Below are 21,309 nucleotides of genomic sequence, written 5' to 3' on the forward strand. Positions count from 1 at the left end.
TCTGTCATTTGTACCTGGTGTACCGGTTTCTTTTCTCTTGCCATAATAAAAGGCCTCCTATGATTTTTTATTTTATCATAGAAGACCTTTGGCTAATACCTATTTACAGAAAAATTTTCATACACTCATTAACCGGCAGCCCACTTTATTAAGTCTATTTTCAACTTGCGTTCATTGAATTTGCTTCCTCATACTTTATGAGGCATCCTCTAATAGGTTGCCTGATGCGCAATAAGCTATTAGAGCAGAACCGTTATCAGCTAGTGAACGAATCAAAACAAATAATCTTCTACAAAATCCACTACGCCTTGAAGCCGCGATTTGATTTCCCGCATGACCTTACATACCTCTTCCTCATGCTTACTATCAATTGTACTAAATGGAGGCCGGCATATTCCGGCCGGCAGCCCCCTATATTGCATAGCCAGTTTTAAGGGTACCGGATGTGACGCCTTATACAGCACATCATCTAAAAGCTTAACTGCAAAGTGGCATTGCCTTGCCTTGTCATAGTCTTGGTCCGCAATGGCCTTATCAAGCGCCATGCATACTTCCGGTATGACTGCCGCCGTAGCCAGGATACCACCATCCCCTCCCAGTGCCAGGGTCGGGAAATAGAGATTATCCCCGCCTGTCAGAAGCCCGAACGGATGCGGACACTTAATACGAATATCCTGCATGAAAACCATATCACCGGAGGATTCCTTAATCCCCACAACTTCTTGAGTCTTGGACAGTCTTTGTATCAAATCAGAGGACATACTAAAAGCAGACCTGCTGGGAGTATTGAAAAGAATCAAGGGCATCTTTAATGTAGCATATTCATTTATCAACCGTTCTACGTCACGTTCTGAAGGCCGTACAAAAGGGGGGGCCATGACAAGACAGGCATCCGCACCAAGCTCCTTAGCCTTTTGTATATCATCCATGACATCCGATGGCCGGCCCGCCAATGTACCGAATACGACATGCATCCCCTCAGAGTTTTTTATTGTCTCTTCCATTACCATATGACGCTCTACAGATGTCAGGGATGCTGCCTCACCGGTTCCTCCTAATACGCAGATACTCTTTACTCCTGCTTTCTTCTGAAATTCAATCGATGTCTTTAATCCGTCATAATCGACTGCCCCATCATTCTTAAAACATGTAACCATCGAAGAAATGATTCCTTTTGGATAATACATTATTTTCCTCCTTCATATAACTTTTTATACAGTAACTTTATCTGGGTAAATTATGGTCGCATTATTAATTTCCCTGCCATGCAGATAGTCCAGCGCTCCCTGTATGGCCCATACGCATTCCCTATATGCAGATTCCTTGGTTCTCGCCGCTACATGGGGAGTCATGATAATATTATCTACAGTCCTAAGAGGATGATCCATGGCCAGCGGTTCCTTTGCGTATACATCCAATGCGGCCCCGCTGATTTCCCCATTTCTCAATGCATCAATAAGTGCGGTCTCATCAATCATACCTCCTCTGGCGCTGTTCACAAGAATCGCAGAAGATTTCATTTTTTTGAAAGCATCTTCATTGAACATCCCCTTTGTATCATCCGTTAGAAGACAATGAATTGACACCACATCTGCCTGTTTTAGTAATTCTTCAAATGATACCCTCTTGATATTCTCCCTTTCAAAAACCGCATCCTCCATATAGGGATCATATGCAATCACACAGGACTGAAATCCTTTTAGTATGGATGCCACCTTTCTGCCTATCGCACCAAGTCCTATGATTCCTATGGTTTTTCCGCTAATATCACCGCCCAAAAGGGTCTGGTCCCTCCAACCGCCTTCCAATAACGCATCAGCAGCCTGTATGAACCGTTTACATGCTGCCAACATCAACAGCACTGTATATTCAGCCACACTCTGGGCGTTTGCCTCAGGAGTCCATCCCACTGCTATACCATTCATACGGGCATAAGAAAAATCAATATTTTCAGGCCATGCGCCGGACTTAAATGCCACTTTTAGTTCTGGCGCTTTTTTCATTAAATCCGCTGTGATTGAATTGCTGGAATTAAAAATAATAGCATCTGCAGTTCCAATGAATTTCAACAATTGGCTATTGTCTCCCCGTACCCCCTTCTCTCCTTCTAACAGCTCACATTCCTCTAATATCCACGCCGGTAAATCCGACCTTTCAATAGGAAGCTCCGGTATGGCAATCTTGAACTTTTTCCTCATAGTCCTTCTCCTATTCATTTTAGCATTGTTTTTCAACTAAGCGGTCATCCCTCAACAGAACAGATTTACCATGGTCGTATTAAGTACCAGTAACACCCAGTCCATCATGATTCCACCCACAACGGTTACACACAGATAGGAAATCTTACTCTCGCCATATCTCTGGGTCACACTATCCATATTAGCAAAGCCTGTAGGTGAAGCCCCCAGGCCGTGGCCGCACATTCCTGCACACATGATAGCCGCGTCGAAATCCTTGCCGCAAACACGAAATACCACAAAATAGAGGAAAAGCAACGTACACCCAAGTCCAATAAAGAGTATGATAATCATAGGCACAGCCAACTCGGCCAGTTCCCACAGCCTTAAAGAAATCATTGCAATGGACAGGAACACCCCTAAAGTAAAATCTTGTATTCCTTCCATAATATCAGGGTTAATCTCCAGCCATTCTGTATGTTCATTTACATTACTGACAACACAGGCCAGCAGCGCGCCTCCGGCAAAGTCTGGAATCGTAATTCCAAACAACTGGTTTAACAGGGATTTAAAATAAATGCCAATCCCCAACAGGAGACACAAAAGGGCAATGTGTTCAAATATGGAAGTGATTGTTATGGTCTGCTTTGGAGCCTTCTCTGCCATAGCCCTCTCTGCCAGTGTATCTTCTTCATCACTCCCCTTTTTTACCAGACCGTATCTTCTAATCAGACGTTCTGCAATGGGGCCGCCACACAGACTTCCGCTTACAAGTCCGAAAGTAGCGGCCGCCATCCCTACAACACTGGCCGTATATCCCATGTTATCCAGGATAGCACCATATGCCGCCGCATTACCATGGCCGCCCGAGAGCGCAGCAGGTCCACACATCAATCCCAGCCAATCTCCAGCATGTACAGCCTTGGCAGCAATGACTCCGATTCCCCCTTGAAGTACAGCCAAAATTGCTGCCATGAAAAAATATTTCACTAAACGGCTCCCACCTCTCTTTACCAATGAGAAGGTGATTCCAAATCCAACACATGTAAAAAAAAGATTCTGCATATCCGCCTGATAAGTAGTAATCATGACGATATTAATCCTCCCGGTCTCATGAAGGACCAGATTCAGAACAGCAAATATGACCCCACCTATTACTGGACTTGGAATACAATACCGCTGTAAAAGTGCCACCCGGTTTTTAATTTGCTGCCCCATGAGCAACATCAACAGCGCTACAGCTACCGTAGTAATGGCAGTAAAACTCACATTAAAAATACCATTCTCCATTGTAAAGAGCATTGTTACTACATCCCCCTTTCTACTTTTTGAGTTGATAAAGAAGCTTCTTTCTGTATTTAGCATATCATATAATGGGACTCAACAGAAATAGACATTTCTGCTGGGTCCCATTTAATAATTCGATAATTCGTATATAATCAAACCTTACCAATCCTAAAAATCAGTTACCAGGTCTGGAATTTGTGAAACAAATATTTCTAACGCCCCCTCAAATATACGGAGACTCTCCATTTTTGACACTTTAGGCTGCCTGTGTTTAATGATATAGCATGTCCTTTCATATGGCTGCGGCAGTTCTAATTCATCGACCTGCACATTTCCGGTTCCGAGATAGAATCTTTGCAGCAGACTTCCTGGTATGATCGCCCAATATTTTTCATCGGTCAGGAATCGCTGCAGCAGGGAAACATTATCCACCCAAGCATGGTATAAGGTGGATTCACCAAAGATTTGTTCGTGCCATGCTTCGTAATCCCCACCCCAATACATATAAATTTCATAACGGGAATCTAAATCTTTTGGATTAATCCTTCTTACAGCGGATGGATATTTAGCATAGCGAACAACGTAATATTTCTGTTTGAACAAGGGTTTTGTAATGACATTCTTCCTCTTGCATGGCTCCGCTATAAAACCAATATCCGCGGTTTTGTTCTCCACAAGGTTATATATCTCGGAAGAATAGGCAGTTATGATTTTCAGGCATAAAGGCCGTTCCCCTTCAGAAACTGCGTAATACACATCTGCCAAAACAGAGGAACCTATACTATCAATAGCACCTATCGTAAGCATATTCTCAGGATAATATTTCAACTCCTGTGTATCCTGATAAACGGAACGCCATTTTTCGGCTACAGGTATGAACAATTCGCCATAACGCGTTAATTCAGATGTCCGTATACCTTTATTTCTATGAAACAACGGAATTCCCAATTCCTTTTCCAACTGCTTCAACCGGTAGCTCACTGTTGATTGTGAAAAGTGCATACTCTCAGATGCTTTGGTTATGCTGTTCCATTTTACAATCGATAGGAAAAGTTCGACGTCCACAATATCCATTCCAGTCTCCTTTTTGTTATTTTTTTATTATTAAGATTGTTATTATATATCGAAAATTATAACAATACAAGATTAGTTTACGCATTATTGCCATGAAAAGCAATACCAAAGATTTAGTACCCGGGAGTTTGACACCCCCTAATCTAAAAAACGCCGCTAAGCCGCTACAGGCTTATATTTTTTCGTCAAATTTTATACTTTTATATATAGGCTTTTTAGTCTTTTTGTGGTATAATAGGAGATGGAGGTAATTGCTCATGAAGGTTAATACATCTAAATCAAAGAATGCCGAATCCTTTTACATCAAGCAGTCCTATATAGACTGCAACGGAAAATCCACTTCCAGAACCATCCGCAAGCTTGGAACATTGAATGAATTATTAGTGGAACACGGACCTACACGGGATGATGTCATGGCCTGGGCAAAAGAACAGGCCCGTATAGAAACAGAGAAATACGAGTTGGAAAAGGAAACTCTCTCCATTCCCGTTGTGTTTCATCCGAACCGTAAGATTCCGCATGGAGAACGAAGATGTTTTGACGGCGGTTATCTTTTCCTGCAAACGATTTATTACGAACTAGGCATGGACCGTATCTGCAGAAAGATTCGCAGCAGGCATCATTACGAATACGATTTAAACGCCATACTTTCTGATTTGATTTACACAAGGGTTCTGGAACCAGGCAGTAAACGTTCTTCTTACGCGGCCGCAAAAAAATTTTTAGAGCCTCCAACTTATGAACAACACGATATCTATCGGGCGTTAAGTGTCCTGGCTTCGGAATGTGACCTGATTCAGTCAGAAGTGTATAAGAACTCAAAATCCGTTATAAGCCGGAATGACCATATCCTCTACTACGACTGCACAAACTACTATTTTGAGATTGAACAGGAAGAAGGAGATAAAAAATACGGGAAAAGCAAGGAGCACCGGCCTAATCCGATTATACAGATGGGATTATTTACCGATGGGGACGGAATACCGCTGGCCTTTTCCACGTTTCCCGGCAACCAGAATGAGCAAAAATCCCTGGAACCTTTAGAGCAGAAAGTCATCGAGGAGTTTGGCTGCGGGAAATTCATCTTCTGTTCTGATTCCGGACTTGGGTCAGAGAATAACCGCCTGTTGAACCACACAGGAAACCGGGCTTATATCGTGACACAGTCCATCAAAAAGCTGGCGGCAGAGTACCGGGAAGCTGCGCTGAATCGAAAAGGATTCCGGAGACTGTCTGACAACAGGCTGGTGGATTTAGACCAACTGGATGAGAAGGACTATGAGGAATTGTTTTACAAAGAAGAACCCTACAGTACAAAAAAACTTGAGAACCGGCTGCTTATCACCTACTCCCCTAAATATGCAGCCTACCAGAAAGAAATCCGTACAAAGCAGGTAGAGCGTGCGCTTCATATGTTAAAAGACGGAAATCATAAAAAAACAAGCAAAAATCCCAATGACCCGGCACGGTTTATTGATAAGGCGGCGGTTACAAAGGATGGCGAAAAAGCTGATATCCTGTATTTTTTAGATGAATCAAAAATAGCGGAGGAAGAACGGTATGACGGTCTGTATGCAGTCTGCACCGACCTTTTTGATGATAATCCTGCTGACCTCTTGAAAGTAAGTGAAGGAAGATGGCAGACAGAAGCATGCTTCCGGATTATGAAGACAGATTTTGAAGCAAGGCCTGTTTATGTTCGTAGAGAAGACTGTATACAGGCTCACTTTCTGATTTGTTTTCTATCGCTTTTAGTCTACCGCTTATTAGAAAAAAAGCTGGGTGGAACATACACCTGCTGCGAAATCTTAGACACGTTAAGAACGTTTAAGTTTGCAGATGTTCAAGGTCAGGGATTCATGCCTGTTTATGAAGTAACAGCGCTGACAGATAGACTGCATGAACTCCTTGGTTTTGCCACTGACTATGAATTTCTCACGAAAAGCCGGATGAAAACCATTGAAAAACTCAGTAAGCAAAGGTGAAACCAGTTCTCTTGCCAGCAGGAAGAGTCATTAGCTCCTGTGAACAGGTGTAATAAAAACTTTCATCCGTGCCCTAAAAGGGAAAAAAGACTATACTTGAAAACAAAGCAACACCGCTGTGAAACCTTTATAGAATAAGGATTCCAACGGTGTTTGAATTTTTTTACTGTCAAAGATGGGAGTATATCAAAAATACAGTTAAAAATGAAGTGCTGTATATTTACTATCATAAAACACAGTGTTTCAAATTTTGTTAAACTACAGAAAGCCAATGACCCGACACCCTCTTTTCCCCAAAAGGGCTAACGTAACGATGCTACATGATTCACTTAATGTTACGGACTATTAACTTGCACCTATTCCACATAGGCACACATCGCTTCAGCACAATCAGTTGCCCAAAAGCACTGGACGCTTGTTACGGAGCTCACTGGCAATTACTCCGACCAGACTTTCACTGGCAAGCTGTTGACAGCTTTCAGAACACACGACTTACACCGGTTAGAAACGTGTACCGCCGGGCACACCAATAGATAGGGATTGCCTTCACGCATGTGGCAATCCCTATTATCACAATCTATTCATGATATAATTGTATATTCATCCCGCTGGTTTTGAAGGAATTCTAACTCAACATCAGTTCAGATGATACCAATAAAATCTCTGCTTTCAGAGGTCAGAATTTTTAATCATTCCATTCCACAACCGGTTTTTCAAGAAGCCTTTTGTAGTAAGAACCTGTCTGATACAGCGCAACCGCGGGATTATGACCAAGTACACGATCCTTTGTAATCAATGTGGTCGTCAGGGCCTCGGCATATTTATAGAACAGGCTGTCATGACCCACGCACAGTCCCACGACCACATTTAGTTCGGTTCCTGCTTCATTTAACTTTTTTGCCTGTAGAATGGGGTTGCACATAACGGGTCCTGTCTTTGTGTATTCTTCCTCCAGACCAATGGATGTTTTGTCCTTAGAGCCCACTTTGCAGATTACGCCATATACATCAAATCCATTGAACCTCAGGATTTTTGCGAAGACACGGCTCTCCTCTATCAGCCCTGAACAGGTGGCTATTCCAATCTTTCTGGCGCCTATCTGTTTCGCGAACTCCATGATTTCTTCCACACGTGTATAGATTCCCGAGTATTCAGATTCTACCTGCGCACCCGCGATTGCCACTCTGTGGTTCTCGTCGTCATCCATATACAGTTTCTCCAGTTCTGCTGCCTCCTTCTGTGTAACATCCTGTGTCAGGCAGAAATCCGGATATTTTCCACTTCTCTTCTTGCAGTTTAAGCTGCCGCAGTCTACACAGCTTAAGGTTTTTCCATTATTCTGAGCATTCATAAATTCTCTCTTTCATCGCTGAAGTTTTTTTTTCCAACTTTGCGGCACGGCGCTTCTCCAGACGGTCTACGATAACGGTTGCGGACATGTCACCAAGACAGTTCATGGAGGTGGTTCCCATATCGAAGAAACGATAGAATCCTCCCACCATGAGAACAATATCCAGAGGCATGCCCACTGCTGTTCCTACAATCATAAGATTCATCAGCCCGCCTCCCGGAACGCCGGAGCCCGCACTGGTAACCAGGGTTGTAACAAACAGAATGTTAATAATCTGCGTGATTGTGAGAGGGATTCCCATGGCCTGACCGCTGAAGATAAGGACAACACCACAGAGTATTGCCACGCCATCCTTATTGACGGTCGCTCCCAGAGGGATGCCCAGAGATGCCACTGATTCGTCGCATCCAAAATTCTGTGTGGCAACTTCCATGCTGACCGGAATAACAGCGTTACTGCTGCATGTACTTGCTGCTGTAGCAAAGGTGTTAAATGCCTTTCTTATGAAGGTGATTGGACTGATACCTGTAAGCATCCAGAGCAGCAGACAGTAAACTACGATTAGATGAAGCGCGCAGCACAGATAAAAGGTACCAAGAATCTTTCCAATGGTGACAAGGAGTCCGACACCATATTTTCCCAGTGACGATGCCATGAGGCAGAATACACCAATAGGCGCCAGCTTTAAAGCAATATTGATAATAGACATCACAAGGTCGCTCATAGCCACAAACCAATCCCGCACCGGCTCCCTTTTACCTTCCGGCAGCAGCACAATGGCAACACCGATGATACATGAAATGATAACGACCTGCATCATATCTCCGGAAGAGAAGGTGGCAAAAATATTGCTGGAGAACATACTCTTAAAAAACTCTGCAATTGTGGGCATCTCATTAACCACAATCTCCTCTGTGGCAACCTCATAGCTAAAGCCGCTGCCCGGGTTGAGGATACTGGTGACGCCAATGCCGAGAACTCCTGCACAGATGGTTGTAAAAATATAAAATACGATTATTTTTATTCCAATCCTGCCCAGGGCTTCCGGGCTGTCCATGCTGCTGATGCCTTTTACAAGCATACACACCACGATGGGCACCAAAAACATCTTCATTAAGTTCAGCCAGATATCTCCGATAAATCCGATATATGACGCTGGTTTTCCTATAATGATACCTGCCAGCGAACCTAAGAGCATTGCAATCAGAATCATTGTTATGTCACTGATTTTCCTTTTCTTCATGGTTTCTCCCCTTACAATCATTATTTTTAATTTTCATTCAGTATGAATCGCTCATCCTTTGCCACGGCCCACAGCTTTCCATCCCGGTAATAGTGGCGGTCCAGATGGGCGGATATCTCGGTCCAGATACGTGGAACAGTTAGTCCCCATTCTTCCATACGCTGTTCAAGAGTTATTTCTTCCTCACCCTGGCGGCCAAGAATCACAATTTCATCACCCGGCTTTGCGTCCGGGAAGTCGGTAAGATCAAGAATGGTATGTTCCAGTGAAACGGTGCTGGCAACCGGACACTTTCTGCCATGCAAAAGAACATATCCCCCCGCAATCTTAGGACTGATTCCATCACCCATGCCGCCCACCATGATACCAATTCGTTTTGGTGTATCCATTTTCACTGCCTTATATTTTTCTCCAAATTTCCCGCCTGTTACTTCATTTACGTGGACCAGACGACTCTTCCAGCTGACCAGGGGTGCTTTCAGCTCCGGATGTTCCGCTCTTCTCGTCAATGGTGAATATCCCCACATTGCGCGTCCCGGACAAATTCCGCTCATACGTATATCAGGAAGTGCAATACAGCCCGGCGTGTTGGCCAGCTGTCTGAACGGAATCCGATCTGCATCCTCACCAATTGCATCCATAGCGGCCTTAAAACGGGAATACTGCCATACTGCGTAATCCGCACCCTCATCCGGCCAGTTCACCGCCGCCATATGACTGTATACGCCCTCTACATGAAGATTGGGCATTTGGGAAACTTCCCTGAAAAAGTCCGGAAATTCCTCGGCATTCACACCAATTCTTCCCCTTCCCGTGTCTATCTTGATAAAGACATCGGAGGGTTCTGAAACCGCCTCTGAAAATGACCTGGCGGCCTCAAGGGACAGGATGGTAGGTATCAAATGGTACTGGACATATAAATTAGCAGTCTCCTGAATCAGATTGCTTGCAAAAATCAGAATCGGCATATTAACACCGTTTTCTCTCAGCAAAATACCTTCATCTATACTTCCTACGCCCAGATAATCCGCTCCACACTCTTCCAGAACCTTTCCACAGGCCACAATACCATGACTATAGGCATTTACCTTGATAGCCGGCATAATCTTTACATCCGGACCCACCATTTTTTTCAGGACTAAAAAATTGTCCCTGAGATTGTCCATATTAAATTCCAGCCAGCAAAATCTGCTGATTTGATAATCTTTCATCTTCTTAATCCTCCGATAACTCTTTATAATAATTGATTAGACATCCTTTCAAAAGAATGTCCCGTTCCGCCTTTGTCAGATTGCCCATCATCATCGTCATATCAAACGTTTCTCCAGTTCCGGTCAGAACTTTTGCGGGTATCTCCCTCTGATTCTCCTTAATCATATCACGAATACCAGGTATAAAGATATAATCCCCTGTCCCGCAGGGCAAATCCCCGCCTTCTGGAAGCATGAATGGAAGAATTCCCCAGTTGATGCAGTTGCTCCTGTATCTCTTAGTGGCATATTCCGCACATATATTTGCAAGGCCGCCCAGTACCTTCTGGCAGGAGGCTGCCTGTTCCCTGGCTGACCCGTCGCCAGGCTTCACTGCAAAAAGACAGGAGCCGTACTGTGTATTGCCGGCAAGCTCTTCTGCATTGCCGAAATGTGAGAGCACATTCATCAGATGCTCCGGCGTATTCCCTTCCATACGCCTCTTTTCATCAGCCTGAATCTCTCTGCAAATTCCGGCAAATCCCGGTACGCGGCGGCATAAGGTATAATCCGCAAGACGGATGGGATTAGAGCGGTAGGAGGCAGTATCTCCGGATGGAATCAGCTCATCTGTGGACGTCACCTTATCCCGGATGACAGCAGAGAGCTTCAGAAGGCAATTTTCTCCCAGCGGTTCCATTTCAGGCCAATCCACTATATTGGGCCCGGATACGATTTCTACAGACGGGTCTGCCTTGCCGTATCCGTAGAATACTCTCTTTTCATAAACACTGCGGTCAAAGGTATATGTCATATCCTGAACCGTATATGCCGCATCCGTACCAGCGGTAATCCGCCCTCCATTGGCAGCTGTTGCCGCAATGGATCTGGCATCCATCAGCGCAACTGAGCTATACTGTTTTTCATTGGGCTTGCTTCCCTCCCGGTTAGGGAAGTTACGTGTTGCGTGACGTATAGAAAATGCCTGATTGGCAGGTGTGTCTCCATAACCGGAGCAGGAACCGCAGATACACGGTTTCATAATCACCCCGGAACTCAAAAGAGTTTCGACTGCCCCCGCCCGGGTCAGAGCCAGGTTTACCGGCATGCTGGACGGATAGGCAGTTACATTAAATCCGTTATTTCCAAGACTTTTCCCTTCAAGTATGGCCGCCATTTCCATAAGGTTTTCGTAAAGTCCGCCTGCGCACCCGGCAACACTGCCCTGATCCGCGTAGGGCCTGTGGTTCTTTACCTTATCTTTAAAGGAAAGGACTCCAATCCCAAACAGCTCGTCTGCCTCCTTTTGGACAGAGTCAAATATCTCCTCGGCATGTTCCTGGAACTCATGGATGGTATATACATTGCTGGGGTGGAACGGCATGGCAATCATGGATTGTGCCTTGTTTAAGTCAACTGTAATGATGGTATCATAGTATGCGGTTCCAGAGGCTTTCAGCGGCTTAAAATACGCTGAACGTCCATGGATTCCATAGTAATTTTCAGTCACCTCATCCGTTTCCCATATAGAAGACAGACAAGAACTTTCAACCATCATGGTATCAATATTGCACCGGAAATCCGCAGAAAGATTTTTCATGCCAGGACCGGCGAATTCAATAATCTTATTTTTAACTACTCCATTTTTAAATGTTGCCCCAATAATAGAAAGAGCAATATCTAAGGGGCCCACTCCTCTGGGCGGCTTCCCGGTGAGATAGCACAAAACCACCTCCGGCGCCGGAATGTCATATGTTCTTTCCAACAACTGTTTAACAAGCTCCGGCCCGCCTTCGCCAAATCCCATTGTTCCCAACGCGCCATATCTGGAATGGCTGTCAGATCCCAGAATCATGTTTCCGCATTTCACCATTTCTTCTCTGACATATGTATGCATGACCGCCAGATTTTCAGGAACATAGATTCCTCCGTATTTATGAGCCGCTGTCAGTCCAAATACATGGTCATCTTCATTGATGGTTCCTCCTACCGCACAAAGGCTATTGTGACAATTGGTCATTGCATAAGGAATGGGAAATCGCTTCATTCCGCTGCTTCTGGCCGTCTGGATAATGCCCACATAGGTCAGGTCCTGGGAAATAAGCGCGTCAAAATAAATCTGCATCTGAGCCGGGTCCGGGGATATACTGTGGGAACAAAGAATTTGATACGCAATCGTATTCTCACGCCCGGCCTCAGGAGAGATTTCTCCGCAACTGCAGACATTTCCGTCACGCAGGAAACCTCCATTTAAATTAATGTGAATCATGTATGCTTCTCCTTTCTGGTATGTAACCATCCTGCTGTTATATATAGCAATTTACATGCCAATCATTTTTCTTATAAAAGTCCTTTAATATCTGCAATAACCATCTTTTAATGTTTGTCATTTTATCTCTTATGTCTTATAATTAGACATATACTGTTTCTAATGTCCTAAATCAAAACCATATAACATAATGAATTTCGAGGTAAAACCATGTATGAAAATGAACTGCTGATTATTTCTGTTTATCCGGGAATGATGAATGACATCAACGCTGTATGCGGCTCTCTCCAGATTAATCCAACCATTTTAGAGTGGGAAATTGCTGAGAATACCTTAATCAGCCATCTAAGAAATATGTTCCGGGAAACTGGCGTCCCTGATGCTATCATCAGCAGAGGCGCAACCGCAAATCTGATAGAGCAGAATATACCGGAAGCAGTCTCTGTGAGAGCAGAACCAGGAGACCTTGAACTTCTGGAAACCTTAAAAGCCGCAAAAAATCACGGTCCGCGGATTGGGCTGCTGATGTTTGAAGATTATCTTAAGAGTTATAACCTTCAGGCAGCAAAAGAACTTCTGGGAATCAACAGTCTGACGCTGTACCCCTTCCGTTCCAGGGAGGATATCATCCGCCTGGTCCGTCAGGGAAGCACTGACGGCATGGATGTACTGGTAGGCGGAGGAACCCTGGCATACCGGACCGGCAATTCATGCGGAATAAAAGTATTACCGGTCTACTCCGGGCAGCATGCGCTGAGAAACGCAGTTAAACAGGCCCTGTCCATCATTGACGCCAGACAGAGGGAAAAACTGCAGTTAAAATGTTTCACCGAGGCTGTCTCCTCAATCACGGAGGGGGTTCTCTCAATTGAAGATGGAAAATTTATCGTAGCCAACAAAGAAATGGGAAATATATTCAAGACAGATGAACAGGCCTTGATTGGAAGAAAGGTTGACAACACGGACGACACTCTGGTTGCCGGATATATCCGGCACTTTCTCACAAACAGCAGGGAGCGGGAAAAAGTCCTGAAAATATTGGGTCAGGACTACTACATTAAAAAAAGCCATTTTGAAGAAAAGGGTAAAAAGAGAATTGTTGCGATATTCCGCAGAGCCCGTGACATCCAGGATCAGGAACAAAGGGTACGGACAGAGATAAGGAATACCGGCTTCTTTGCCAGATACCATTTTTCTGATATTATTGCGGAAAGCGGGATTATGCGGCAGCTTTTGAAAAAGGCAGAAACCTATGCAGCCACAGATGCCAATATATTAATCGGTGGTGACAGCGGTACCGGCAAGGAATTATTGGCACAGAGCATCCATAATGCCAGCAGCAGAGCAAAAGAACCTTTTGTAGCGGTCAACTGCGCTGCAATCCCTGCGACCCTTCTGGAAAGCGAATTATTCGGTTATGAGGAGGGTGCCTTTTCAGGCGCCAGCAAAGGCGGAAAGCGGGGTCTGTTCGAGCTTGCCCATAAGGGAACCATTTTTCTGGATGAAATCAATTCCATGCCTTTAGAGCTCCAAAGTGTACTGTTGCGGACGCTCCAGGAAAAAGAAATCCGCAGAATCGGTTCCCAGCGTAATATTTATATTGATATACGGGTCATTGCCGCCAGCAACAGCGACCTTATGAAAATGATCCGGGAGGAAAAATTCCGTATTGATTTGTATTACAGGCTGAACACCCTCCGCCTGACCCTTCCTTCTCTTGACAAGCGCAGAGAAGACATCCGCCCCCTCGCCATGTCATTTCTTAACCATTACAGCCAGAAATATTCCCTGCCTCTGCCAGCCCTGTCTGAAGACAATTACCGTCTTTTGGAAAACAGGAACTGGCAGGGGAATATTCGTGAACTCAGAAATGTAATGCAGCGGTATGTCATACTTTCACATGAAGGAGAAAATTCAATCCAGCTATGTTTTGACGATGATATAGCGACGGAAGCGGCACTGGAACCACAGGATGTAACAAGCTTTGGCACACTGGACGAAATTGAGAAAGCCGTGATTCTTAAACGGCTGAAGCAGAATCAAGGCAATCGAAGGAAGACCGCCCAGGAGTTAGGCATATCCCGGTCCACTCTATGGAAAAAACTTGATAAAATGGAGTTAGACCAGGAAATTACTTCCTATTATAACTAATCATGCTGCCCGCTACCAGAATTTTACGTTCATCGTCCGTCATGTCTCCGATTGAGAGCGTAAGCATCCGGCCCTCTGCCGGAATATATGCCTGCAGGCTGGTCGCTCCAGATACTGCTGTATGATAGTATGAATCATCAAATCCATAGTCCACATTCCTTATACCATCTTCCATCCCGGCCGTCAATACCTCCGCTACCACTGTCAACCTGCCTCCTCAGCGGACCGTGGCAGCAATGCTTCGGACATCCATCAGGGCGGAAGCACTTAACTGTCCCTGGTCCGGCCTGGAAGTTTCCCGACTGTAATAATTTCTGCTCACATAGCGTACTGAAATAGTGTTATTAGATGGTATATTCGTACTGCCAAAGCAGGAACCACAAATACAGGAATGGATGGTTATTCCGGTGCGAATCAACTCCCTCAGAACACACTGCTTTTCGGCTTCTTATTCTCGCACAGACTGTGAATTGTAAATACATTGCTGGGATGGAACGGAAGTCATGCTGAGCTTTTCTATTCCCGGACCCATTATATCCAGAATCTTATTAACTCAAACTCCTGTTTATACAGTAATCTCCATTCTATATCAACAAAAACAGCTGGTGTTCCATGAATCCGGCTCATGTTATGGCAGTCCTTTGCTTTTTGGTTGCCGTGGCATTTGTGGTATCCGATTTCAATGGAATGTATTTGTGCCGGTCCCCTTACATGGGTAAATCCACCTTCAGTTGAGTAGACTTACATTTCAAGTTCATTGATTCCCATACCCTCTTCCGCCTGATTATTGACTGATGTGATGTTTACATATTCACCTATAATGTTTAATGCATCTTCATAACTATTGCAGCCCCCATTTGTAATCTGTTCAACCATTTGCTTAGCTAATCCATCCTGCCCCTGTTCCTTAAGTGTCCGGGACGCAACAGCCATTAAATCAAAGATATTGCCATTAGCCAAGATAAGGGGACAATCCGGTCTTTGTACTGAATCCGAAAAACCGCCCAATTGATTCTCGACATAATCTGACAGCCATGTACTGCCAAACTGCGTACGTGTCCGTATTCGCCATATAGCAAGTCTTCCTGCATCTATGCACACACCATCAAAAGTAAATAGTAAATTTGTAAGTCCTTCGTGTTCAAAGACTAATACCTCATGAAGCTCCTTTCTTTGTAGTAATCTATTTATTGGGAAATATAAATAAGGGCTGCCCACACGAACGTGACACCCCTTATCAATACAATCTACATTTATGCTTCCGTTGCTCCTCCACAACTGGATCCCTGACCAGCCGTACAGCCATAACAATGATTACCAAAACATATTTTCCTAGCCATATAAGGCTTTCCAACCAAATCAAAGATTGTCTCACCCGTCGAAACAGGCAGCTCGGATGCCTGGTTGAAATCACAATCGTAAAGTTTGCCGTCATACCCCACCGACACCTGGTAACGGCACATAAGCCCTTCCACTGTTGACCGGTTAAAAGAACTGCACAGCTTTTGCATGTAGCTGTTCAAATTGCAGCTATTCTGTAGAAAGTGAAAAAATCGCCCTGTGGGATTATTCGTTATTGTAAACAGATGATTAAATACAATTCCATAGTCCTCCAGAAGCTTTACTTTGTATTCTTTCTCCATAGCCCCCTGCGCCGGAGGAAAAAATGCTCCTGCGGGATTATAGACCATGTTCAAAACGAGGTCTTCTTCCCGGCCATATCCCAATGCATTTAACTCCTGGATAACCTTAACCGCCTTGTCGAAACTTCCATCCCCCCTTACACGGTCCATCACCTTGGCCTGGTAATAGGGAAGAGAACAGACCACCTCTATCTTATAATCTGCATAAAACTTCGGTAAATGTTTATATCCTTCTTCTGTCAGTATTACAAGATTACTGCGTACAATGACATGGCTGCACGTTTTGCAGACTTCTTTCACAAACCACTCAAATTGAGGATTCATTTCCGGCGCTCCGCCTGTGATATCTACCGTCTTGACTTTTTGTTCCCCGCAGACCCGCAGACAAGCCTCCATCACATCACGCTCCATGATTTCCTTACGGTTTGGGCCTGCTTCCACATGGCAATGCTTGCATGAAAGATTACATAACTTCCCCACATTAATCTGGAGCACGTCCAGATTATCTTCTGTATACTGTAAATGTTCCTCAATCCGGCTTTCAAACGCTGGTATGTATTCCATTTGATTCAATTGTTCGATTGACTCATTCATCTCTTATAGCTCCAATTTCTTTATAATATTCTTCATCTGTACACCGTGTACCAATGACGCGCCTCCCCGGATGGCTGCGGCTACATGAACTGCTTCCATCATCTGTTCCGGGCTTACCCCCTTATTTAAACAGTCATTGGCATATGCATCAATACAATATGGACACTGCACAGTATGAGCTACTGCCAATGCTATCAATGATTTCTCCCTGGCGGTAAGAGTTCCCTCTTCAAACACTGAATGATAGTAATTAAAAAACTTTTCTGCCAGTTTTGGTGATTCCTCACCGATGGAAGCAAACTTTTCCAAATCTTCCGGATTATAATATGTGTCCATCTCTATTCCTCCTTTGTCCGTCGCATCTATATCATCTTCTCCAGTATTTCTATTATGTCCCTTACAACACATGGACAGAAATCGAACAGCAGCCCTTGCTCCAACACCTGTTCCATATCATCCGCTTTGGAAATGTCGTGTCCCAGCAGCTCTCTGCACATGCAGGATTCATACTTTTCGGCAAACAAACGCTTAAACTCAGACGTCTTTTCACGCATGATTTCTTTTTGTTTCAAATCGTTATTCATACTATGTCCGTACTTGAGACCGATTACCATCAGCGCACCAGTCACCGCTCCGCATGTTTCACCACACTGCATTCCACCGCCAAAACAGGCAGACATCCTCCTGAGAAGGCTTTCCTCCATCTCCAATTCATCTGCAAACCGACCTGCCACTACCTGTGAACAGTCAATTCCCTGCATAAACAGTTCTTTTATTTCCTCTTTTGTCATCTATTCTACCCTTTCCCAAGACCTTTACCAGAATCTTGTCATCATCCTGTTTATCATCGACTTTGCGGTATCCGGTTGTTCATTGCAATCCAGGATTTCTGTCAAAAGGTGCGAGACACCCTGACCACCATTACGTGTCAGGTTCCCTGCACATGATGCGCAATACGTATAGACATTCTCATACCCTTCCCCTGTCACATGGCATGCCATACCTTTGGCGAGCTCCGGCTCCTTTCCTCCTGCGCAACCTCCCAAACCACAGCACTGTGTTCCTTTTATAATATCGGGTTTTTTCTGAAAGAACGGCTCCAGCCATGATACCCACTGTTGTTCTTCCCTGTCCGGACATGGCAGAAACAAACTTCCCTTCCCATCTACTTTCTGTCCTATTTCGAGTTGTGATAACTTTTCATAAATACTAAGGACCTGTATTTCCAGCTTATCCTTCAGGAAATAATAGCAATTGGGACAGAGCATGACAATTTCCTGTATATCTGCGGCGCGAAGTCTTTCATTAAGCCGCCTGATTATTTTCCCTTCCTGTTCTTTCAGTCCAAGTTCCGAGACCGGTTTGCCGCAACAGTCAAACAGCACTCCCATGTCTGCCTCATTCTTCAGTATTTTGATTAATTTCCTGGTAGTCTCCGGATAAAAAGATGGAAAATTGCACCCTGGAAACAGCACACTCTTATCCTAGCTTTCCTGTCCATTGACATCCTCCACTCCCTCTGGCTGGACCACATACTTTTTCTTGAAGAACAATCCCATGCCCATGACTATTACCGCCAGTATGACCGCAATACTGATATAAAGTACCCTGTTTTCCTTATCCGCCAATCCTGATGTTCCTATGGTGTACATGGCTGTCCCCGGCAACATAAAAATCAGTGAGAATATAGAGTAGGTGCTGAACGGGATATCTGTGACACCATATGCAAAATTCTGGAGATTATAGGGGAACAGCGGTACCAGCCTGGTAATCATGAGCACAAACAGTTCATTCTTTCCTGCTTCATCGAAAAGCCACTTTTTAAGGTACCGGTTTTTCATAACTACCGGTTTAATACTATCCTTCAGGAAGAAGCGTCCTGCCAGAAACGCTGCCATGGCTCCTATCATGGTAGCAATGGAACAGCAGATTGTTCCCAATACCGGTCCGAAAAGCAGTCCGGCCAAAACAGCAAAGGTGACTCCAGGAAGAGTTAACGCCACACATCCCACAACCGTAATCACAGTGTACAGGAAAATTGCATTCACCAGATTTTCTTCTGCCATCTGCCTTAGAAGATTCAAACTTCCTGTTCCGCTTAACACGGCCGACCAACCAAATATGTGGTTGCAGGCTAATACAGCTGCTATAATTCCTATGAATAGAATTAGTTTTTTATATGTATGAAACACTGTCTTCATTTCCATCTCCCATTGACGCAAATAAGCGTTGGACTTTTTTAAAGCACAACGCTTATTGTTTTCCTATTACTTATCTGCCCGTCTTATTTTAAAGATATCGCTCAAGCCGATAATTAAAATACCTGCTGCTGTAATAATACATAATATCAGATTAATTTTTGAGAATGGTATTCTTGTCCGATGGATTCCTTCCCGTACCAGTGCTGCCGGTACCACCTTCATCCGTTCAGCCCCATACATGACAAACCCCATCAATGAACAAACAATCAAATTGCCGGCTGTAAAGAGGCTATTAAACACATTTTCCCTTTTCCTGAAAACAAACCATATCACCACGGTTGAAAGGATTAACAATCCCCCAAAAATATATCCGGTATTCACCCTCATCTGCAACCATTCACTCTTAAAACACAGTATGGCAATCGTCATGGCCCATAAATAGCTATTGTAAACAATCCTAAAAAGCTTCATCATAGCAATATTTTATTTTGCCAGGCGGAAAACAACAGTTACCTGGGTACCATCCTCTGGCAGCACATCCTTATCCCCATAAAACTTGGCAATATCATTCTGTGTGGTTCCTGTAGGCCATGCAGCATCGCTCACAATACCAGTTGCACAGCTGTCCAGACAGAGCACACATCCTGTATTATTTTCTTTGGCGCTCTCAATATTTCCTCCAAACCGTAAATCCATGGTATAGTCTTCTGTACATTTAATGATATCCCGGAATGGAATTTCATCCTGTCCATCCCATTTCACAAAGACATCAAGTTTATCCCCTTCCACAGATTTTCCATTATCTGGTCCTGCTTTCATGTCTGCTGCAGTTAAATTATCACCGGCTTTGGCCCCGATATCGAGCAATGCCTGATAAAACTCCTTCTCATCAGCCAGCCCCCGCAAAACTGCCTTTTCTCCGTTGGAACCACCTTTGTATACAATACCATGTCTGGTTGGTTCCGTAAAATATGTACCATTAACTTCACACAGCATGACAATTTCTTTCTTGTCTTTGTCAACTGTCATGGTTTCCTCTGCTGCCGTCTCCTGGACCTTACTCTCGACTGTATTGCTCTTTCCTCCGCAGGCTGCCAGTGAACATGCCATTGTTGCTGCTGCCATAATTACTGCTAATTTCTTCAATTTCATCACGAAACCTCCATGGTTGATTAGATATTATCTGCAATATCAGCAGATTTATCTGAATTCCTTTTCTTTTGTTTTTCCACATATAACTGCCTGAACAAAACAATAAGTGCTGACAGCGCAAAAAGCAGAAGAAGCGCTGTGACAAACATCTTAGCGCCACCAGTCAGCATACCGCCAACATATGAATAGATAATGGTGGCTGGAAGTTGTCCAATACCAGTGGCAATAAAAAAGCTGCCAAAGGACATGGATGTCAAGCCCGCTGCATAGCTTACGATATCAAAGGAAATGAATGGCAGCAGTCTTGCAATGAGTATGCTGAGACGCCCATGTTTTTCAAAAAAATCATCAATCTGCTTCAAACCAGTCCTGCTGGTAAGCTTCTCTACTGCATCACGCCCCAACAGCCTTGCGATATAAAAACATACTGCCGCCCCTGCCATAGCGCTGGACCACGATAAAATGGCTCCTTTCCACCATCCAAACAGATTTGCATTCGCAAATGTAAGCAGAAACGCAGGTAACGGCGCTGCTATGGACTGCAATATCATCAGCAGGAAGGACACCAGCGCTGCGTAGGCGCCATACGATTCGACAAACCGCCGTACCACAGTAAAATCCCCGCTCGCAAACATCTTAAGAATGTTATTCATTGTAGCATTAACAGGCGGTACAAAAAAATATACCAGTATACCTAACACAATTAGAGCTATGACAACGAATTTCCCTATCTTTCTCGATTTCTTCTTTTCCATATTCGACCCCCTTTCACAAATATTTATCATATTCATTCTAATCATCTGTCGTGCCATTGACCAATGGTTCTTTTCTATACTGTAAGGTCCTGGATAGATTAATTCTATACATTCTGCATTACATATCCCCTCCTGCCATTGTTGATAAGTTGGATGGATTAAATATCAAATCCGAATTCACATCAAAAAAAATTGATATATCTCTTGACAACTCGTTATTTCAATCATATAATAATC

20 protein-coding genes are annotated in these 21,309 nt (G+C 44.1%); 2 read left to right on the forward strand and 18 right to left on the reverse strand.

Translation table 11 applies throughout. The features are described 5' to 3' along the window. Positions 1-272 precede the first annotated feature (272 nt). The 4 genes from FGS84_RS29020 to FGS84_RS29035 all read right to left on the reverse strand — a co-directional run bounded on the left by FGS84_RS29020 (position 273) and on the right by FGS84_RS29035 (position 4,538). Positions 273-1,187 (reverse strand): dihydrodipicolinate synthase family protein, encoded by a 915-nt coding sequence (locus tag FGS84_RS29020; protein ID WP_138311659.1) that lies wholly within the window; start codon positions 1,185-1,187, stop codon positions 273-275. 24 nt (positions 1,188-1,211) lie between these two features. Next, on the reverse strand, positions 1,212-2,198 hold the full coding sequence (locus tag FGS84_RS29025; protein ID WP_171042740.1) for an NAD(P)-dependent oxidoreductase: 987 nt from the start codon (positions 2,196-2,198) through the stop codon (positions 1,212-1,214). A 51-nt stretch (positions 2,199-2,249) separates the two neighbouring features. After that, the gene (locus FGS84_RS29030) at positions 2,250-3,542 is read right to left on the reverse strand and encodes a sodium/glutamate symporter (RefSeq protein ID WP_138311661.1); all 1,293 of its coding nucleotides are present in this window, start codon (positions 3,540-3,542) and stop codon (positions 2,250-2,252) included. A gap of 90 nt (positions 3,543-3,632) precedes the next feature. Next, a complete protein-coding gene (locus tag FGS84_RS29035) occupies positions 3,633-4,538 on the reverse strand; it encodes a LysR family transcriptional regulator (RefSeq protein WP_138311662.1) in 906 nt (301 codons plus the stop codon). A 257-nt stretch (positions 4,539-4,795) separates the two neighbouring features. Between FGS84_RS29035 and FGS84_RS29040 the strand changes: the two genes are divergently transcribed. After that, positions 4,796-6,523 (forward strand): IS1634 family transposase, encoded by a 1,728-nt coding sequence (locus FGS84_RS29040; protein WP_138311663.1) that lies wholly within the window; start codon positions 4,796-4,798, stop codon positions 6,521-6,523. A 685-nt stretch (positions 6,524-7,208) separates the two neighbouring features. Here FGS84_RS29040 and FGS84_RS29045 read toward each other — a convergent pair. The 4 genes from FGS84_RS29045 to FGS84_RS29060 are packed head-to-tail and all read right to left on the reverse strand — an operon-like array spanning position 7,209 to position 12,576. Next, positions 7,209-7,874 (reverse strand): DUF1847 domain-containing protein, encoded by a 666-nt coding sequence (locus FGS84_RS29045; RefSeq protein WP_138311664.1) that lies wholly within the window; start codon positions 7,872-7,874, stop codon positions 7,209-7,211. Continuing rightward, the gene (locus tag FGS84_RS29050; protein ID WP_138311665.1) at positions 7,858-9,117 is read right to left on the reverse strand and encodes a dicarboxylate/amino acid:cation symporter; all 1,260 of its coding nucleotides are present in this window, start codon (positions 9,115-9,117) and stop codon (positions 7,858-7,860) included. Before FGS84_RS29050 ends, FGS84_RS29045 begins: the two co-directional genes overlap by 17 nt. Positions 9,118-9,143: 26 nt before the next feature. Further along, entirely contained in the window at positions 9,144-10,328 is a 1,185-nt protein-coding gene (gene alr, locus FGS84_RS29055; protein ID WP_138311666.1) for an alanine racemase, read from the reverse strand. 4 nt (positions 10,329-10,332) lie between these two features. Further along, complete coding sequence (locus tag FGS84_RS29060; RefSeq protein ID WP_138311667.1) at positions 10,333-12,576, reverse strand: hydratase; 2,244 nt, start codon at positions 12,574-12,576, stop codon at positions 10,333-10,335. A gap of 210 nt (positions 12,577-12,786) precedes the next feature. On the opposite strand from FGS84_RS29060, the gene FGS84_RS29065 reads away from it, so the two are divergent. Continuing rightward, positions 12,787-14,727, forward strand: coding sequence for a sigma 54-interacting transcriptional regulator (locus tag FGS84_RS29065; protein ID WP_138311668.1), 1,941 nt, complete (start codon positions 12,787-12,789; stop codon positions 14,725-14,727). Here FGS84_RS29065 and FGS84_RS31125 read toward each other — a convergent pair. From FGS84_RS31125 to FGS84_RS29110, 10 genes are all read right to left on the reverse strand, one after another. Then, the gene (locus tag FGS84_RS31125; RefSeq protein WP_171042739.1) at positions 14,708-14,935 is read right to left on the reverse strand and encodes a hypothetical protein; all 228 of its coding nucleotides are present in this window, start codon (positions 14,933-14,935) and stop codon (positions 14,708-14,710) included. The genes FGS84_RS29065 and FGS84_RS31125 overlap by 20 nt on opposite strands. Positions 14,936-15,468: 533 nt before the next feature. Continuing rightward, positions 15,469-15,945 (reverse strand): hypothetical protein, encoded by a 477-nt coding sequence (locus FGS84_RS29070; protein ID WP_243130114.1) that lies wholly within the window; start codon positions 15,943-15,945, stop codon positions 15,469-15,471. 35 nt (positions 15,946-15,980) lie between these two features. Further along, complete coding sequence (gene arsS / locus FGS84_RS29075; RefSeq protein ID WP_138311669.1) at positions 15,981-16,964, reverse strand: arsenosugar biosynthesis radical SAM (seleno)protein ArsS; 984 nt, start codon at positions 16,962-16,964, stop codon at positions 15,981-15,983. Positions 16,965-16,967: 3 nt separating this feature from the next. Further along, the gene (locus FGS84_RS29080) at positions 16,968-17,300 is read right to left on the reverse strand and encodes an arsenosugar biosynthesis-associated peroxidase-like protein (RefSeq protein ID WP_138311670.1); all 333 of its coding nucleotides are present in this window, start codon (positions 17,298-17,300) and stop codon (positions 16,968-16,970) included. Positions 17,301-17,326: 26 nt separating this feature from the next. Next, complete coding sequence (locus tag FGS84_RS29085; protein ID WP_138311671.1) at positions 17,327-17,755, reverse strand: C-GCAxxG-C-C family protein; 429 nt, start codon at positions 17,753-17,755, stop codon at positions 17,327-17,329. Positions 17,756-17,779: 24 nt separating this feature from the next. Next, the gene (locus tag FGS84_RS29090) at positions 17,780-18,439 is read right to left on the reverse strand and encodes a heterodisulfide reductase-related iron-sulfur binding cluster (RefSeq protein WP_243130115.1); all 660 of its coding nucleotides are present in this window, start codon (positions 18,437-18,439) and stop codon (positions 17,780-17,782) included. A gap of 9 nt (positions 18,440-18,448) precedes the next feature. Further along, a complete protein-coding gene (locus tag FGS84_RS29095; RefSeq protein ID WP_347563907.1) occupies positions 18,449-19,030 on the reverse strand; it encodes a TVP38/TMEM64 family protein in 582 nt (193 codons plus the stop codon). A 201-nt stretch (positions 19,031-19,231) separates the two neighbouring features. Further along, positions 19,232-19,639 carry a hypothetical protein gene (locus FGS84_RS29100; protein ID WP_138311673.1) on the reverse strand — a complete coding sequence of 136 codons (408 nt, stop codon included), beginning with the start codon at positions 19,637-19,639 and terminating at the stop codon, positions 19,232-19,234. 9 nt (positions 19,640-19,648) lie between these two features. Further along, complete coding sequence (locus FGS84_RS29105) at positions 19,649-20,290, reverse strand: YdjY domain-containing protein (RefSeq protein ID WP_243130116.1); 642 nt, start codon at positions 20,288-20,290, stop codon at positions 19,649-19,651. Positions 20,291-20,337: 47 nt separating this feature from the next. After that, positions 20,338-21,072 (reverse strand): TVP38/TMEM64 family protein, encoded by a 735-nt coding sequence (locus FGS84_RS29110; RefSeq protein ID WP_138311675.1) that lies wholly within the window; start codon positions 21,070-21,072, stop codon positions 20,338-20,340. Between the last annotated feature and the right edge of the window lie 237 nt (positions 21,073-21,309).

Source organism: Clostridium sp. 1001271st1 H5, assembly GCF_005845215.1.
Taxonomy (GTDB): Bacteria; Bacillota; Clostridia; order Lachnospirales; family Lachnospiraceae; genus Enterocloster.